The 15,824-nt window shown below is 72.6% G+C and carries 16 protein-coding genes; 9 read left to right on the top strand and 7 right to left on the bottom strand.

The genetic code is table 11. The annotated features are described in order from the left end of the window. Nucleotides 1-100: 100 nt before the first annotated feature. The gene (locus tag AB0K36_RS09225; RefSeq protein ID WP_364590496.1) at nt 101-1,087 is read right to left on the bottom strand and encodes a carbohydrate-binding protein; all 987 of its coding nucleotides are present in this window, start codon (nt 1,085-1,087) and stop codon (nt 101-103) included. A 163-nt stretch (nt 1,088-1,250) separates the two neighbouring features. After that, on the bottom strand, nt 1,251-2,888 hold the full coding sequence (cdgB, locus tag AB0K36_RS09220) for a diguanylate cyclase CdgB (RefSeq protein ID WP_364590494.1): 1,638 nt from the start codon (nt 2,886-2,888) through the stop codon (nt 1,251-1,253). 384 nt (nt 2,889-3,272) lie between these two features. On the opposite strand from cdgB, the gene AB0K36_RS09215 reads away from it, so the two are divergent. Continuing rightward, on the top strand, nt 3,273-3,773 hold the full coding sequence (locus AB0K36_RS09215) for a flavin reductase family protein (protein ID WP_364590491.1): 501 nt from the start codon (nt 3,273-3,275) through the stop codon (nt 3,771-3,773). A 108-nt stretch (nt 3,774-3,881) separates the two neighbouring features. Here AB0K36_RS09215 and arfB read toward each other — a convergent pair whose 3' ends face one another. Next, entirely contained in the window at nt 3,882-4,316 is a 435-nt protein-coding gene (gene arfB / locus AB0K36_RS09210; protein ID WP_189468639.1) for an alternative ribosome rescue aminoacyl-tRNA hydrolase ArfB, read from the bottom strand. Between the two features lie 220 nt (nt 4,317-4,536). Here arfB and AB0K36_RS09205 point away from each other — a divergent pair, with 220 nt between their 5' ends. Beyond that, nucleotides 4,537-5,112, top strand: a complete 576-nt coding sequence (locus tag AB0K36_RS09205; RefSeq protein ID WP_005315705.1) for a TerD family protein — start codon at nt 4,537-4,539, stop codon at nt 5,110-5,112. A gap of 89 nt (nt 5,113-5,201) precedes the next feature. Here AB0K36_RS09205 and AB0K36_RS09200 read toward each other — a convergent pair whose 3' ends face one another. Together AB0K36_RS09200 and AB0K36_RS09195 are read right to left on the bottom strand one after the other, a co-directional pair. Beyond that, nucleotides 5,202-6,611, bottom strand: coding sequence for a M1 family metallopeptidase (locus tag AB0K36_RS09200; protein WP_364590487.1), 1,410 nt, complete (start codon nt 6,609-6,611; stop codon nt 5,202-5,204). A 112-nt stretch (nt 6,612-6,723) separates the two neighbouring features. Next, entirely contained in the window at nt 6,724-7,263 is a 540-nt protein-coding gene (locus AB0K36_RS09195) for a GlcG/HbpS family heme-binding protein (RefSeq protein ID WP_364590484.1), read from the bottom strand. Between the two features lie 375 nt (nt 7,264-7,638). Here AB0K36_RS09195 and AB0K36_RS09190 point away from each other — a divergent pair, with 375 nt between their 5' ends. The 4 genes from AB0K36_RS09190 (at nt 7,639) to AB0K36_RS09175 (ending at nt 10,641) form a co-directional block, all read left to right on the top strand. Next, a complete protein-coding gene (locus tag AB0K36_RS09190) occupies nt 7,639-8,772 on the top strand; it encodes a sensor histidine kinase (RefSeq protein ID WP_364590682.1) in 1,134 nt (377 codons plus the stop codon). Beyond that, nucleotides 8,769-9,392: a response regulator gene (locus AB0K36_RS09185; protein ID WP_364590481.1), complete on the top strand. Its 624-nt coding sequence runs from the start codon at nt 8,769-8,771 to the stop codon at nt 9,390-9,392. Before AB0K36_RS09190 ends, AB0K36_RS09185 begins: the two co-directional genes overlap by 4 nt. 216 nt (nt 9,393-9,608) lie before the next feature. Continuing rightward, nucleotides 9,609-10,127, top strand: a complete 519-nt coding sequence (locus AB0K36_RS09180; RefSeq protein WP_364590478.1) for a hypothetical protein — start codon at nt 9,609-9,611, stop codon at nt 10,125-10,127. A 13-nt stretch (nt 10,128-10,140) separates the two neighbouring features. Next, entirely contained in the window at nt 10,141-10,641 is a 501-nt protein-coding gene (locus tag AB0K36_RS09175; protein ID WP_005315692.1) for a hypothetical protein, read from the top strand. Nucleotides 10,642-10,667: 26 nt separating this feature from the next. Here the strand turns inward: AB0K36_RS09175 and AB0K36_RS09170 are convergent, their stop codons facing one another. Further along, nucleotides 10,668-11,336, bottom strand: coding sequence for a pentapeptide repeat-containing protein (locus AB0K36_RS09170; RefSeq protein WP_364590475.1), 669 nt, complete (start codon nt 11,334-11,336; stop codon nt 10,668-10,670). Between the two features lie 120 nt (nt 11,337-11,456). On the opposite strand from AB0K36_RS09170, the gene AB0K36_RS09165 reads away from it, so the two are divergent. Together AB0K36_RS09165 and AB0K36_RS09160 are read left to right on the top strand one after the other, a co-directional pair. Beyond that, nucleotides 11,457-12,641, top strand: coding sequence for an NAD(P)-binding protein (locus AB0K36_RS09165; protein WP_364590472.1), 1,185 nt, complete (start codon nt 11,457-11,459; stop codon nt 12,639-12,641). A 61-nt stretch (nt 12,642-12,702) separates the two neighbouring features. Continuing rightward, nucleotides 12,703-13,698 carry a zinc-binding dehydrogenase gene (locus AB0K36_RS09160; RefSeq protein ID WP_364590470.1) on the top strand — a complete coding sequence of 332 codons (996 nt, stop codon included), beginning with the start codon at nt 12,703-12,705 and terminating at the stop codon, nt 13,696-13,698. 59 nt (nt 13,699-13,757) lie between these two features. Here the strand turns inward: AB0K36_RS09160 and AB0K36_RS09155 are convergent, their stop codons facing one another. Next, a complete protein-coding gene (locus AB0K36_RS09155) occupies nt 13,758-14,228 on the bottom strand; it encodes a GNAT family N-acetyltransferase (RefSeq protein WP_364590467.1) in 471 nt (156 codons plus the stop codon). 167 nt (nt 14,229-14,395) lie between these two features. On the opposite strand from AB0K36_RS09155, the gene AB0K36_RS09150 reads away from it, so the two are divergent. Then, a complete protein-coding gene (locus AB0K36_RS09150) occupies nt 14,396-15,787 on the top strand; it encodes an NAD(P)/FAD-dependent oxidoreductase (protein ID WP_364590464.1) in 1,392 nt (463 codons plus the stop codon). Nucleotides 15,788-15,824: the final 37 nt, after the last annotated feature.

The raw sequence follows: 15,824 nt of genomic DNA, 5'->3' as shown, positions 1-15,824 counted from the left end.
CCTGAAACGCCTCGTCCCGGCTCGCGCGGGGCGCGGCCGGGACGATGACGGGTGACGCGTACGGGCTACGGCCGCCGTGCGGCCGTAGCCCGGCCCGCGGTCAGCTCTTGCTCTGGCCGGCCTCCAGCCAGACCTGGTCGAGATAGGCCTCGCACTGGTTCCCCTGCTCGCAGGAGATCTTGAGGTCGTTCTTGCCCTTCTCGAGGTTCACGAAGGCGTAGGTGTTGGTCCAGCCCTTCTCCCAGTCGCCCTCCGCGGCCTTCGCGAAGTTCGACATGTTGAGCTCGCGGGGCTGCCCGCCGTTGATCGTCAGGGAGGTCTTCGCGTCCTTGCCGGGCACGCTGTACGTGATGTACATCGTGTAGGCGCCGGCCTCCGGGACGTCCACCGACCAGCCGGCCGAACCGCCGACACCGTTGAACATCACGTACGCGCCGTCCGCGCCCTTCGCACCGGGCACGTCCTTGGCGAGCGCCGCGGGCGGCCCCAGCGTCAGCGTCGCCGCGTCCTGCTTGGGCAGCTCGACGGGCTCCGGCTCCTTCTCGGACGGCGACGGCTTCTCCTCGACGGTCTCGCCCGCGGACGGAGTGGTGCCTCCGCCGCCCTTGCCGGCCGTGTCGTCCTTGTCGCCGTTGCTGGTCATCAGCGCCGCGGCGATACCGATCACCACGACCGCGACCACCGCGATCGCGCCGATCAGCAGGCCCTTGGTGTTGGGGCCGCCGCCGCGGCCGCCGCCGTGACCGCCCTGGCCGTGGCCGCCGGGCTGGACCGGGACCTGGCGCGTCTGGGCGGAAGCACCGGGGTACGTCTCCGGTGCGGCGTACGCGGCCGTCGGCTGCTGGCCGTAGCCGGGCTGCTGGCCGTACGCCTGCTGCTGCGGGACCTGCTGGCCGTACTGTCGCTCACCGACCGTGCGGACCTGGTTGTACGAGGTGCGGGGGACCCCGGGCTGCGCGGCCGGACCGGGGTAGCCGTAGCCGCCCTGGCGCGGCGGCGTGGCGCCTGCCTGCTGCCCGTCGGCGTACAGGTAGCCGAACGGGTCGTCGTCCTCGGGCGTGCTCGCGCCGTTGTTCCCGGCCGTCATCCCAGTCACTCCTCACCATCTCGTCAGCACAACGCTGACGCGAGGCGAGCCTACCCGGTTCCACTCACCCCATTGGGTGTCGTGGGCCTCATCCGGTGGGACCGCGGCCGGTCACCAGGCCGGGCGCCGCCGGGTGTGATAGGTCACCCGGCCCCGCGGGGGCTCAGCCGGCCCTGCGGTGGACCTTCGAACGGGACCGCTTCTCGATGTACATCCGCTGGTCCGCGGATTGCAGGACCTCCTCGACGGACATCCCGCAGCTCGCCCAGCCGATGCCGAAGCTGGCGCCCACCCGCACCCCGCGCCCGCCCACCCGGATGGGCAGGATGATCGCGTTCCGCAGGCGTACGGCGAGGTCGGCGGCGTCCGCCGCGCCGAGGCCGTCGGCGAGGACGACGAACTCGTCACCGCCGAGCCTGGCGACCGTGTCACCGTCCCGCACTCCGGTGGTGAGCCGGCGCGCGACCTCGACGAGAACGGCGTCACCGGTCTGGTGACCGAAGCGGTCGTTGATCGACTTGAAACCGTCCAGGTCGCAGAAGAGGACCGCGAGCCCCTTGGCGCCGTCGTCGATCTCGCCGTCGGGCGCGACGGTGTGGACGTGGTGGTCGTAGGGCCGGCCGCCGACCGTGTCGAAGTCGAAGCCGTCGCTCCGGAAGCCGCGGTCGGTCTCGTACGCGGCGTCCAGCGCCTCGATGTCCGTCGCGTACGTCGCGTGCGGCCGCTCGCACAGGCGCGAACTGAGCCTGGCGCGCAGCTCGGCGCTGTTGGGCAGGCCGGTGAGCGCGTCGTGCGAGGCGCGGTGGGCGAGCTGGAGCTCGTGGCGCTTGCGGTCCTCGATGTCCTCGACGTGGGTGAGGAGGAAGCGGGGACCGTCCGCGGTGTCGGCGACGACCGAGTTCCGCAGCGACACCCACACATAGCTGCCGTCCCGGCGGCCCAGTCTGATCTCCGCGCGTCCGCCCTCGGCGGAGGTGCGCAGCAGGGTGCCGACGTCCTCCGGGTGGACCAGGTCGGCGAAGGAGTAGCGGCGCATCGCGGAGGCCGGGCGGCCCAGCAGCCGGCACAGGGCGTCGTTGGTGCGCAGCAGGCGGCCGTGCTGGTCGCCGCCCATCTCGGCGATGGCCATGCCGCTGGGCGCGTACTCGAACGCCTGACGGAAGGATTCCTCGCTCGCGCGCAGTGCCTGCTGCTCGCGCTCGAGGCGGACCAGGGCGCGCTGCATATTGGCTCGAAGTCGTGCGTTGCTGATGGCGATCGCGGCCTGGGAGGCGTACATCTGCAGCGCCTCCTGGCCCCAGGGGCCGGGGCGGCGGCCGTTGCGGGGCCGGTCCACGGAGATCACGCCGAGCAGTTCGCGGCCGCCGCCCGACGCGTACATCGGGGCGTAGAGACGGTCCTGCGGGTGCCACTCGTCCTCGAAGCGGGGCTCGGGGCCGTCGGTGTGCCACTGGGGCACGTCGTCCTCTATGAGGACCCAGCCCTCGGTGTGCGGGATGAAACGCAGGTCGCCCCAGGCTTCGCCCATGGACAGGCGGCGGTCCCAGGAAGTACGCGAACCGACGCGGCCGGTGATCAGTGCTTCGGCGGCGGCGCTGCCGGCGAAGGCGGCGACGACGAGGTCACCGTCGGGGCGCACCAGATTGACGCAGGCCAGTTCGTAGCCCAGTCCGGTGACGATTCCGTCGGCGACGGTCTGCAGGGTGTCGGCCAGGCTGCGGGCCGTGTTGAGCTCCGCGACGACCCGGTGCAGCTGCCGCAGGGTCGCAAGACGGACATAGGGCTCCGACTCGGTCTCCATCGCTCGCTCTCCCCGAGACCTCGACAGCAAACTCCAGGGCGTCTGATTGGCGTACTTGTAGCGGTATCCCGGCCACTGAATCACAGCCAGCAGCCCACCCGGTACACAGGGTCAACAAATACTGGCCTCTGTGACTCAAGTCACATCAGGTGATGAAGGGTCAGATGCTGACCGGCCGGACACACCGTAGCTTTCTTGAAGTCAATTATTGAACGCAAAACCATCGGAACGTACCCATGGTTACTCATGGTGGTCGGCCTGCGGTCCTAGGACCCGGCTGGTCCCCGGGCCCGATGCGGCGGCGGAACGGCCGACACTAGCGTTCCGTGTGTGTTGCAGACGACCCCCGCTCCGGCCACTCCTGCCATCCCCCATCCTGAGGGGGTGAGCAATGAGGAATTCCGTGCCGCCATGTCCCGTCTGGCCGCCGGCGTGGTGCTGGTCACCGCGCGCGACGCCGACCACGGGCCGCGCGGTGAGGACGTCGGCATGACGGCGACGGCCTTCATGTCCGTCTCCCTCGACCCGCCGCTGGTGCTCGTCAGCCTGCGCAACGGCTCACGCATGGACGACCTGCTCGCGGAACAGCCGCTGTGGGGCGTCTCCGTCCTCACCGAGGGCCAGCGGCAGATCGCCGGCCGCTTCGCCATGAAGGGCCGGCTCAGCGACCGCCTGCTCTTCGACGATCTGGCCCATGAACGCGGCGAGATCTGCGGGGCGCCTCTGGTGAAGGACGCGCTGGCGACCCTCGAGTGCCGCACGGAACAGCGGGTGGAGGCCGGCGATCACACACTGGTGATCGGTCACGTCCTGAAGGTGGGCCTCTCCGACGTGGTCGCCGGGCCCCTGACGTACTTCCGCGGGCGGTACCGGCACCTGGGGTGAACGCGCCGGGGTGGGCGTACCGGGGCCCGACGTGGCCTGCGGCCGAGGTGCGCGCACAGGCCCGAGGTAGCGTGCGGGGCGCACCGGCCCGAGGCGGCGTGCGGCTCCCTACCAGTCGCGGCCGGCGCGGCCCCGCTTGGTCTCCGCGCGCTGCTTCTTCTCCCGCAGCCGGCGCTCGTTGATGCCGCGCGGGATCTTCGTCGCCCGGCGCGGCCTCGGCGGCGGGGCGGTCGCCTCGGCCAGCAGGGACGCCAGCCGTACCGCCGCGGTTTCGCGGTTGCGCCACTGAGAGCGGTGCTCCGAGGCGCGTACGGCGATCACACCGCCCACCATCCGGCTCGCGAGCCGCTCCAGCGCGCGGTCCTTCCAGACCGGCGGCAGCGCCTCCGTCCTCGCGAGATCGAAGCGGAGCTCCACCTGCGAGTCGCTGGTGTTGACGTGCTGGCCACCGGGTCCCGAGGACCGCGAGAAACGCCACATGAGCTCGGCCTCCGGAAGGGAGACGGAGCCGCGGATGATGTAGGGCCCGGACATGTCCTCCATGGTCCCGCGCCCCGGAGGCGCCCGTCACCCTCTTTTCCGCCCGGCCTTCCCCGGGATCCCGCTCCCGCCGCGCGCCTGCCCCACGCCGTCCCCGCTCACGGTGAGTGGGAAACGGACCCCGGCGGATGGAACCTGACAGTCCCCTGCCCGCGTTATGACCTGTGACGGTAGCTTCGGGAGGACCCGTAGCCCGCAGATACGAAATGAAGGGGACTTCCCAATGGCAGTAAGCCTGTCCAAGGGCGGCAACGTCTCGCTCACCAAGGAGGCCCCGGGCCTGACCGCCGTCACGGTCGGCCTCGGCTGGGACGTCCGCACCACCACCGGCACGGACTTCGACCTCGACGCGTCCGCGATCGGCGTGAACAACGCGGGCAAGGTCGCCTCCGACGCCCACTTCGTCTTCTTCAACAACAAGGCGACGCCGGACCAGACCATCGTCCACACCGGTGACAACCGCACCGGCGAGGGCGGCGGCGACGACGAGCAGATCAACGTCAACCTCGCGGGCCTGCCGGCCGACGTGGACAAGATCGTCTTCCCCGTCTCGATCTACGACGCCGTCTCCCGGAGCCAGAACTTCGGCCAGGTGCGCAACGCCTACATCCGCATCATCAACCAGGCCGGCGGCGCCGAGATCGCCCGCTACGACCTCAGCGAGGACGCCGCCGTCGAGACCGCCATGGTCTTCGGCGAGCTCTACCGCAACGGCGCGGAGTGGAAGTTCCGCGCGGTCGGCCAGGGTTACGCCTCCGGCCTCGAGGGCATCGCCCGCGACTTCGGCGTCAACCTCTGACCTGAGGTCCTGACGTCCTGAGGTCCTGACGTCCTGATGTGACGCGGCGTTCGACAGGGTCCCGGCGCGCAGCCGGGGCCCTGTGGCGCTCAAGGCCTCGGGGGTTTCTCGTCCCCGTACAGCCACACCTTCCACAGATCCGTCAGGTCCTTGCCCGACCTCGCCTCCGCATAGGCGGTGAAGTCCCCTGTGGACGCGTTGGCATGACGGTGCTCCCGCGCCCAGCCGCGCGCGATCCCGAAGAACACGTCGTCTCCGACGGCCTCACGGAGCTTGTGCAGCACCATCGCCCCCCGCCCGTAGACCGGCGCCGCGAAGATGTCCTCGGCCCGCGGAGGCGCCGCCGGGGCGAAGGCCCAGTTCTCCCGGTCCGCGAACGCGTCCTCGAAGCTCTCCCGCACCGGGGTGTCCCCGGCCTCCGCCAGCCACATCCACTCGGCGTAGGTGGCGAAGCCCTCGCTCAGCCAGATGTCCCGCCAGGTCGCGGGCGTCACCGAGTTGCCGAACCACTGGTGGGCCAGCTCGTGGACGAGGGTCTCCTCGTCGAAGCGGTCCAGCGGGAAGACCGGCCGGCTCTGCGTCTCCAGCGCGTATCCGACCTCCCCGGCGGGCACGACGACGGCGCCCGCCGACGAGAACGGGTACGGCCCGAATCTCTCCGTCCCCCACTCGACGATCCGCGGAATCCTGCGCAGCAGCGCCGAACTCTTCCCGGCCGCCGCCGGATCGACGGCCGTCACGACGGGCAGTCCGGCAGCGGTGCGGGTGGTCGCCGTACGGAAGTCGCCGACCGCGAGCAGGACCAGGAAGCTCGCCATCGGCTCCTCTGACCGCCAGGTGAAGGCGGTCCGGCCGCCCTTGGTGCGCTCACCGGCCGGCTCGCCGTTCGACACCGCCTCGTAGCCGTCGGGAACGGTGACGGTGATGTCGTACGCGGCCTTGTCCGACGGGTGGTGGTTGCCGGGGAACCACGCCATGGAACCGACCGGTTCGCCGACCGCGAGGGCGTCGCCGTCCGGCACCCGCAGCCAGCCCTCCTTGGAGCCGTCGGCGTCCGTGACCGTCTGCGGGACCCCGGTGTACCGGACGACCGTACGGAACTCGGCGCCCTTGTCGATGTCCCGGCGCGGACGCACCGTCAGTTCCGTACCGGCCCGGTTGACGGCGGCCTCCGCGCCGTCGACCGTCACGCGCTCCACCGTCATCCCGCGCAGGTCCAGGTGGAAGGCGCTCAGGTGCTGGGTGGCGAGCGCCGTGAGCTCCGCGGTGCCCCGGAGCCGGCCGGTGCGGGGGTCGTAGCCGAGGGCGAGTCCGTAGTGCCGGACGTCGTAACCGCCGTTGCCGAGCCGGGGGAAGTACGGATCCCGGAGCCCCGCGGCGCCCGGTGTTCCCCGCACGCCCGCGCCGCCACCGGCGCAGCCCGTGGCGGCGGCCGCGACCAGCGACAGGGCGAGGGCGGTACGCAGGAGGGCGGAGCGGCGAAAGACGTACGGGTCCACTCCGAGATCTAAGCAGGCGGCACCCCGGGGCGGCCCTGAACAGGCCTGCCCCAGGACGCCCGTCCGGTCTCTGTACCCCAGGACGCCCGTCCGGTCGGCTGTGCCCGCCCGGTCAGCGGCCGAGCGCGGCGGCGCCCGCCTGGGCGAACTTCTCGTCCAGCTCGCCGCTCGGCGCGCCCGCCACGCCGATGCCGGCGACCGGCGCGCCCTTGGCCTGCACCGGCACACCGCCGCCGAGGAACAGCGTCCCCGGGATGTCCTTCAGGTTCGGGGCCTGCTCCAGCCGCTCGACCAGGTCCGAGGTGGCAGCGTTCCAGGACACCGCGGTGTACGCCTTCTTCTCCGCCGACTCGTACGACTGCGGGCCCGCGCCGTCGCCGCGCAGGGTGACGATCGTGTTGCCGTTCCGGTCGACGACGGCCACGGTGACGCGCTGGTTCTCCTGCTCCGCGGCGTCGAGAGCGGCCTGCGCGGCCCTGGTGGCCGCGTCGATCGTCAGGTGCGTGGACTGCTGAAGGCCGCGGGACGAGACGTCGGCGGTGACGGCGGCCTTGGTCTCCGCGGCCGGGGCGGAGGCGTTCGCCGCCACGGCGCCGAATGTACCGGCGGCGACAACGGCCGCGGTGGCTGCACCGATCAGGGTCTTCTTCATCCGAGTGGCTCCTTCATCAGGGCGGCTGTTCCGCCGTGGCTCTCGCTCTGCCATCGATCCTCCGGCCGTGGACGGCCCTGTACGGTCCACGCTCCGGCTGCCCCTCGCGCGCATGATGGACGACGGGCGGGTCAGCCGATCGGTTGATGCCGCCATGGGTCCGCCGGGCCACCATGAAGAAGCAGGCCCAGGTCAGAGGCCTGGTCGGTCGAGGAGACGACGGTGGACGAGGAGCAGGACAGGGGCGGGGCCCGAGCCCCCGGGCGGGTACGGCCCCGGGAGCGGACCCGTCCCCCGGTGCGGGACCGGCACGGCGAGCACGCGGGCGGGCCGCACGGCGAGGGGGACCCCGACGCCCGCTGGCTGGCCGGTGTGATGCACGCGGCGTTCTTCCTGCTGCTCGGCGCCTCGCTCGCCCGCTATCTGTTGCGCCACCCCTGGGAGTTCCGGTCCCCGTGGATCATCGGGCTCTCGGCGACGCTCGCCGTCCTCTACACGGTGGGCCCCGTGTTCGGCCCGCGCGCCACCCCCCGCCGGCTGATGTGGCTGGTCACCGTCGTGGCCGTCTGGGTGGTCCTCGTCCTCCTCGCCCCGAGCTTCGCCTGGTGCGCCGTGCCCCTCCTCTACACGGGGCTGCGCGCGCTGCCGACCCGCGCGGCGATCGCCCTGGTCGCCCTGCTCACGGTGTTCGTCGTCGCCGCGCAGCTGCAACTCGCGCAGGGCGGCTTCGACCCGAACCTGGTCATCGCGCCGCCCGCCGTCGCAGCCGTCGCCACGGCCGTCTTCGTCCACGCGGAGCGGCTCGCGGACCGCCGGCGGGCACTCATCGACGACCTGGTCCGCACCCGCCGGGAACTCGCCGCGACCGAGCGCCGTGAGGGCACCCTCGCCGAACGGCAGCGGCTGTCCATGGAGATCCACGACACCCTGGCGCAGAGCCTGTCCAGTCAGCAGATGCTGCTCCAGGCCGCTGACCGCACCTGGGACAGCGACCCGTCCACCGCCCGCGGTCATGTCCGCACCGCCGAGTCCATCGCGGAGCGCAGCCTCGCCGAGGCGCGCCGCTTCGTCCACGACCTGGCCCCGGCGGACCTCGCCGAGGGAGGGAGCCTTCCCGAGGCACTCCGGGCGCTCGCCGCCCGGGAGTCCACCGACGCCCTCCCCGTCCGCTTCCACCTCGACGGCCCGCCCGCGCCGCTGCCCGACCGGGTCCAGTCCGCGCTGCTGCGTATCGCCCAGGGCGCGCTGGCGAACGTACGGGAACACGCCGGTGCCACCGCCGCCACGCTGACCCTCACGCTCATGGACGACCAGGTCGTCCTCGACGTCGCGGACGACGGACGCGGCTTCGACCCCGCCGCCGGCCGCTCCTCCCCCGGCGTCCGCGGACACGGCCTGCCCGCGATCAGGGCACGCGTCGAACAGCTCGGCGGCACCCTCACCGTCGAATCCGCACCCGGCGAGGGCACTGTGCTGTCCGCCGCGATCCCGTTGGAGGCCCGGCCGTGACTGCCGTACGGATCCTGCTCTGCGACGACCACGCCGTCGTCCGCGCCGGACTGCTCGCGCTCCTCGGCAGCGAGCCCGACATCGAGGTCGTCGGCGAGGCCGGCAGCGGCGAGGAGGCCGTCGCGATGGCCGCCAAACTGAAGCCGGACGTCGTCCTGATGGACCTCCAGCTGGGCGCGGGCATCGACGGCGTCGAGGCCACCCGCCGTATCGCCTCGCCCGGCACCCATGTGCTGGTCCTGACCACGTACGACACGGACGCCGACATCACCAGGGCCATCGAGGCCGGGGCGACCGGCTACCTCCTCAAGGCGGAACGCCCCGAGGAACTGTTCGCGGCGATCCGCGCCGCCGCGCAGGGCCGCACCGCGCTGTCGGCGCCCGTGGCGAGCCGGGTCATGGACCGTATGCGCGGAGCCGCCGGCCCGTCGCTGACCGACCGGGAACGCGACATCCTCGGCCAGCTGGCACGCGGCCTCGGCAACCGCGAGATCGCCCGCGCGCTGTTCATCAGCGAGGCGACCGTGAAGACCCACCTGGGCCGCATCTACGCCAAGCTCGGCGTCGACACCCGGGCCGGCGCGGTGTCGGTGGCGAAGGAACAGCGCCTGCTGCCATGACGCCCGACGCCTGCGGCGGCGATGCCGGCCGCGGTGGTTCCGGCTACCGCTCCGGCCCCGGCGGCCGGCAGCACCGCCCGTGACCGGGCCGACCCTGTGACGGCCCGGCGGAGACGCGTCTGCGACCCGCGGGCGGGCCGTCTCCGCCGTGCGGCGGAGACGGTCCGCCGCACAGACGGAAGCGTCCCCGCGCCCTCCGCGGTCATCGTGGATGTCATGACCACCCCGACCGGGTACTGCCGCCCGTCAGCCCCGCCCGCCGCCACCGGGCCCGCGATCACCCCCGCTCCGCGCTGGGCCCGCCGTGCCGCCCACGCCATCGCGCTGTGCGCCCTGCCCTCCGGTCTGTGGCGCATCGCCATGGCGAGCGGTGTCTACGTCGGCTACAGCGACCAGGTCCTGCGCGACGCCTTCGGCATCCCCGGCTGGGGCATCGCCTACGTCGTCGGCCTCGCCGTACTCTCCGAGCTCGCCGCCCTGTTCCCCCTGCTCCTGGTCAGCGACCGGTGGCAGCCACTGCGCCCCCGCACACTCGCCGCTCTCGCCTGGACCGCGTCCGCCCTGACGATCGTCTTCGCGCTGTGGCAGCTGGTGGTCCTGTTCACCGTGGAGAGCCGGACCTACCTGACGGGCACCGCCGAGACCGTCTGGGCCTGCTTCTTCGGACCGCTCGCCGCCGTCCCCTTCCTGCTGACCGCCGTCACCTGGTCGTACAGCAGGCGCCGCCGGGCATGACACCATCGACCACGTGCTCGACATCGGCTACTCCCTCTCGCGCCGCTTCCCCGACCCGCCGCAGACCGACTACCGGCGCGCGGACGTACAGGCGCTGCGCCACGACCTCTTCTGCGGCGACGTCTATCTCGCCGACACCGAGAAGGACCGGGAGGTTTCCACAGCCTGGGGATGGGTCCCGGTGCTCGACTTCGCCTGGGCCCTGTGCGACATCGTCGAGCAGCTCGACCGCGACCCGCTCGGCAGCCGCGCGTCGAAGCCCCAGTACGCCGAACTCGACTTCACGGAGTCCAGCGACCGGATGCTCTTCGAGCGCCGCTTCGGATGGGTCGACGTCGAGGCCGACTGGATGCCCGGCGACGAGCCGCCGATCACCTTCAACCACGCCGAACTCCGCCGTGAGGCACGCGACTTCCTGCACGACCTGATCGCCGACCTCACCGACATGCACGAGGGCCTCGGCGACAACCCGGTGATCTGGGACCTCCAGGCCCGCTTCCCCCGCACGGCCTGACCCCGGGGCCCGGCCCGCCCCGGCCCCTACTCCACCCGTACGCCGATCTGCGCCGCGAACGCGGGTGCCAGCTCCAGCAGTTGCCCCGGGCTGATCACCGCACCCGCCAGCCGCTCCACACCGCGCGCGATGTCCAGCTCCGCGGCCCCCCGCAGGTCGACGTCCTTCATCCGCACCGCGGTCAGATCCACCCGGCGCAGCACACAGTCCCGGAACTCGACCCGTTCCAGCCGCGCACCCCCGAAGTCGGCCTCCGACAGCACGCAGCCATGGAACACGACGTCCGTCAGTCTCGCCTCCCGGAGATTCAGATAGTCGATCTTTCCGCCGCGCAGCACCACCCCCGTCAGCGACGCCCCGTGCAGCTGCGCCCCGCCCAGCCGCGCCTCCCGCACCTCCACGTCACGCAGCGAGGCCCCGGCGAGATCCGCCCCCACCCCGCGGACCCCCTCGAGCACGCAGTCCACGAAACGGGCCTGCGTCAACTGCGTACCGTCCAGGGCGCAGTCCGTCAGCGCGCAGTCGATGAAGCGGGCCCCTGAGCCTTGCTGGCCGCCCAGGTCCAGCCCCGCGAACCGCACCCCGTCGTAATCCCCGTCCGGCTCCAGAGCGCCGCCGCCGAACTCCTCGAGCTGCGGCAGCCGCACCTCGGTCACCCTCGCCGCCACCACTGCCGGTCTCCGCGCCTTCGCCATCCCCCCATGGTGACGTGCGCCACTGACAACGCCTTCCCGCCCGTCCGATGTCACATCCCCCGGCCCCCGATCCGTCGCAGCCGTGAGAGCGACGAGCCGAACGATCCGGGAGAGACAGCCATGCATGAGATCACCGTCATCGGCGGCGGCTTCGCCGGCCTCACCGCGGCCATCACCGCCGCCGAGTCCGGCGCCCGTGTGTCCCTGTACGAGGCCCACCACACCCTCGGAGGACGCGCCCGCACCGGCGAAGGCCCCTACCGGACCAACGACGGTCCCCATGCCCTCTACAACCGCGGCCCCCACTGGACCTGGCTGAAGCAGCGCGGCCTGCTCGGCCCCCTCGCGCCCCTGTCCCCGCTCGAAGGGGCCCGCTTCCGCTTCCGCCGCGACGGCGTGCTGCGCCGGACCCCGCCCCTCGGGATGCTCCGGCTCGCCCGGCGGCCGGCCGGCTCGGCCCCCGTCGACACCGACTTCCTGACCTGGGCGACGACCGTCGTGGGCGAGCGCGCCGCCCGGGCGGCCGCCCACTACATGGGCGTCGCGCTCTTCCACCACGACCCCGGCTCGCTCTCCGCCGCGTTCGTCCAGGAACGCCTCCGGCGCGCCACGGCCCTGCCGCCGGAGGCGCACTACCCGCGCGGCGGCTGGGGGCAGGTCGTCGAACGGATGGCCGCCCGCGCCTGGGACCTCGGCGTACGCATCGAGACCACGTCACGCGTCGACGCCCTGCCCGAGGGGCACGGCCCCGTCATCGTCGCCACCACCCTCGACGCGGCCCGCCGCCTCCTCGGCGACGACTCCCTGCGCTGGACCAGCGGCCGCACCACGCTTGTCGACCTGGCGCTGCGGACGCGTCGCGGCGACGCGTTCGTGGTCTCCGACCTCGACGCCCCCGGCTGGCTGGAACGCTTCACCGCCCAGGACCCGACCCTCGCCCCCGCCGGGGAGCAGCTTGTACAGGGCCAGCTCCCCGTCGGACCCGACGGGTCCAAGGCCGAGGGAACCGCCCATGCGGAGGCCCTCCTCGACCTCGGGTTCCCCGGCTGGCGGGAGCGGACCGTGTGGCGGCGCGAAGCGCTCGCGAACGGCCGCACCGGCGCCGTCGACCTGCCCGGCACCACCTGGCGCGACCGTCCGGCCATCGACCGCGGTGACGGCGTCTACCTCGCCGGGGACCAGGTGGCGGCACCGGGGCTGCTCTCGGAGGTGTCCTTCAACAGCGCGCTGGAGGCGGCCTCGCTCGCGCTGCGCGGCAACTCGCACACGGCGGCCCGCAACCGCCTTGACGTCAAGCGCGCTTGAGGTTGAAGAGTGGGCCCGACGACACCAGCACAGTCGACCCCGTCACAAGGGAGCCCACACCATGCACGCCGTCCGCCTGCACGCCTTCGGCCCCGCGGAGAACCTGACCTACGAGACGACCGACGACCCCGTACCCGGCCCCGGCCAGGTACGGATCGCCGTCGCCGCCGCCGGTGTCCATCTCCTCGACACCGCTCTGCGCGAGGGCGCGCGGGGCCCGTACCCGGTCGCCGTGGAACTGCCGACGATCCCCGGCCGCGAGGTCGCCGGCGTCGTCGAGTCCCTCGGCGAGGGCACCGACCCCGCCTGGCTCGGCAAGCGCGTCGTCGCCCACCTCGGCATGGCGCCCGGGGGCTACGCCGAACTCGCCGTCACCGACGCCGACCGGCTCCACGAGATCCCCGGAGAACTCGACGAGGCGGCGGCCGTCGCCATGATCGGCACCGGAAGGACCGCGCTCGGCATCCTCCAGTACACCGACCTCCGGCCCGACGACATCGTGATCGTCCCCGCCGCCGCGGGCGGCATCGGCACCCTGATCGTCCAGTACGCCAAGAACGCCGGCGCCACCGTCGTCGGCCTGGCCGGCGGTCCCGCCAAGACCGCCCGCGTACGCGACAACGGCGCCGACCTGGCCGTCGACTACACCCGGCCGAACTGGCCCGACACCGTACGCGGCCACCTCGGCGACCGGCGCGCCGATGTCGTCTACGACTCCGTCGGCGGCGAGGCCGGCCGCGCCGCCGTGGACCTCCTCGGCAAGGGCGGCAGACACATCGTCTTCGGCTGGTCCAGCCAGGGCATCCTCTCCGACAGCCCACTCACCCTCACCGAGGAGGAGCTCGCCGAACGCGGCATCACCTCACAGGGCGTACTCGGCCCCGCAATGCTCGAGAAGGCCGGCGGTCTGCGCGCCCTCGAGGGCCGCGCCCTCGCCGAGGCCGCCGCCGGCCGGCTCCGCCCCGCCGTCCAGCGCTACGCCCTGGCGGACGCCGCCGACGCGCACCGCGCCCTCGAGACACGCGGCACCGTCGGCAAGGTCGTCCTCGTCCCGTAGGCCCCAGGCCTCCGCCCGTCATGACCTGGGCCCCTGGGTCCGGCCCCAGGTTCCGAAGGTCAGGCTCCGAGGCTCTTGAGCGCCCCGTCGGTCAGCCGGTAGACCGTCCACTCGTCCTGCGGCCGTGCCCCCAGCGACCGGTAGAAGTCGATCGACGGGGTGTTCCAGTTCAGCACCGACCACTCCAGGCGCTCGTAGCCGCGCTCCACACAGATCCGCGCCAACTCCGTGAGCAGCGCCTTCCCGTGGCCGCCGCCCCGCAGCGCCGGCCGTACGTACAGGTCCTCCAGATAGATCCCGTGCACACCGCGCCACGTGGAGAAGTTCAGGAACCACAGCGCGAAACCGGCGACCTCGCCGTCCTCCGTCTCCGCGATGTGCGCGAACGCGGCGGGCCGCTCACCGAACAGCGCCTCACGCAGCTGCTCCTCGGTCGCGTTCGCCTCGTGCAAGGCCTTCTCGTATTCGGCGAGCTCCCGGACCATCTCGTGGATCACGGGCACATCGGCGGGTGCGGCAGTACGAATCATGCGCCCAGCCTGCCTTTTCGACCGCTCGGCGCGCCAGAAGATTCCACGGAGCGGACCACCGCCCGCCCGACCGCCGCCCGCGCACGGCCCTACGTCGCGGAATGGGGCCCGGAGCAGTAAATTCCCGCCACACGGCCCACCCAACGGCAGGGAAAGCAGCGACCCACATGAACACCGTCAACGGCGGCATATCGTTCTGGTACGCGCAGGACGGCGCCCCCGTCCCCCGCGAACCCCTCCCAGGCGACAGCAGCGCCGACGTCTGCATCGTCGGCGGCGGATACACCGGCCTGTGGACCGCGTACTACCTCAAGAAGGCCGTCCCCTTCCTCAACATCACCGTTCTGGAAGCCAGGTTCTGCGGCTACGGCGCCTCGGGGCGCAACGGCGGCTGGCTCTACAACGGCATCGCCGGACGCGACCGTTACGCCCGGCTCCACGGCCACGACGCCGCCGTACGCCTCCAGCAGGCCATGAACGACACCGTCGACGAAGTCGTCCGCGTCGCCGGCGAGGAGAAGATCGACGCCGACATCCACAAGGGCGGCGTACTCGAGGTCGCCCGCACGCCCGCCCAGCTCCAGCGCCTGAAGGACTTCCACTCCGTCGAGATCGCCTTCGGCGAGAAGGACCGGACGCTGCTCGGCGCCCGCGAGACCGCGGAACGCGTCCACGTCAGCGGCGCCGTCGCCGGCAGCTGGACCCCGCACGGCGCCCGCCTGCACCCGGTGAAACTGGTCAAGGGCCTGGCCGCCGCCGTGGAGGCGCTCGGCGTCACCGTCCACGAGTCGACGCCCGTCACGGAGATCCGGCCCAAGCACGCCGTCACCCCGTACGGCACCGTCCGCGCCCCCTACATCCTGCGCTGCACCGAGGGGTTCACCGCGTCCCTCAAGGGCCAGCACCGCACCTGGCTCCCCATGAACTCCTCCATGATCGTCACGGAGCCGCTCCCGGACGACGCATGGGACGAGATCGGCTGGTCCGGCCGCGAAACCCTCGGCGACATGGCCCACGCCTACATGTACGCCCAGCGCACCGCCGACAACCGCATCGCGATCGGCGGCCGTGGCGCCCCCTACCGCTACGGCTCGCGGACCGACAACGACGGACGCACCGGCCCCGCCACCGTCGAGGCGCTGCGCGAGATCCTGATCCGCTTCTTCCCCCGGCTCGCCGGCGCGCAGATCGCCCACGCCTGGTCGGGCGTCCTCGGCGTCCCCCGCGACTGGTGCGCCACCGCCACCCTCGACCGCTCCACCGGCCTCGGCTGGGCCGGCGGCTACGTCGGCTCCGGCGTCGCCACCTCCAACCTGGCCGCCCGCACCCTGCGCGACCTGATCCAGCAGGACTCCGGCCAGTCGGGCCCCACCGACCTGACGGCGCTCCCCTGGGTCAACCACAAGGTCCGCAAGTGGGAACCGGAACCCCTGCGCTGGCTGGGCGTCCACACCCTCTACTCCGCCTACCGCAGGGCCGACCGGCTCGAGGCCGCCACCCACACCCCGACGACGGCCCGCCTCGCGACCCTGGCGGACAAGATCTCCGGCCGCCACTGACCGGCACACGGCGAAGGGCCCCCGGACGGTCTGTCCG

The organism is Streptomyces kurssanovii, from assembly GCF_040677245.1.
In the GTDB taxonomy this organism is placed as follows: Bacteria; Actinomycetota; Actinomycetes; order Streptomycetales; family Streptomycetaceae; genus Streptomyces; species Streptomyces kurssanovii.
Note: the sequence above shows the minus strand (reverse complement) of the source record. Positions and strands in the feature narration are given on the sequence as shown.

Bases quoted from the DNA above. Each gene is read 5' to 3' on its own strand.
- AB0K36_RS09225 (WP_364590496.1), bottom strand. From the start codon at position 1,087: ATGACGGCCGGGAACAACGGCGCGAGCACGCCCGAGGACGACGACCCG.
- cdgB (WP_364590494.1), bottom strand. From the start codon at position 2,888: ATGGAGACCGAGTCGGAGCCCTATGTCCGTCTTGCGACCCTGCGGCAG.
- arfB (WP_189468639.1), bottom strand. From the start codon at position 4,316: ATGGAGGACATGTCCGGGCCCTACATCATCCGCGGCTCCGTCTCCCTT.
- AB0K36_RS09205 (WP_005315705.1), top strand. From the start codon at position 4,537: ATGGCAGTAAGCCTGTCCAAGGGCGGCAACGTCTCGCTCACCAAGGAG.
- AB0K36_RS09195 (WP_364590484.1), bottom strand. From the start codon at position 7,263: ATGAAGAAGACCCTGATCGGTGCAGCCACCGCGGCCGTTGTCGCCGCC.
- AB0K36_RS09190 (WP_364590682.1), top strand. From the start codon at position 7,639: ATGCACGCGGCGTTCTTCCTGCTGCTCGGCGCCTCGCTCGCCCGCTAT.
- AB0K36_RS09180 (WP_364590478.1), top strand. From the start codon at position 9,609: ATGACCACCCCGACCGGGTACTGCCGCCCGTCAGCCCCGCCCGCCGCC.
- AB0K36_RS09170 (WP_364590475.1), bottom strand. From the start codon at position 11,336: ATGGCGAAGGCGCGGAGACCGGCAGTGGTGGCGGCGAGGGTGACCGAG.
- AB0K36_RS09165 (WP_364590472.1), top strand. From the start codon at position 11,457: ATGCATGAGATCACCGTCATCGGCGGCGGCTTCGCCGGCCTCACCGCG.
- AB0K36_RS09160 (WP_364590470.1), top strand. From the start codon at position 12,703: ATGCACGCCGTCCGCCTGCACGCCTTCGGCCCCGCGGAGAACCTGACC.
- AB0K36_RS09155 (WP_364590467.1), bottom strand. From the start codon at position 14,228: ATGATTCGTACTGCCGCACCCGCCGATGTGCCCGTGATCCACGAGATG.
- AB0K36_RS09150 (WP_364590464.1), top strand. From the start codon at position 14,396: ATGAACACCGTCAACGGCGGCATATCGTTCTGGTACGCGCAGGACGGC.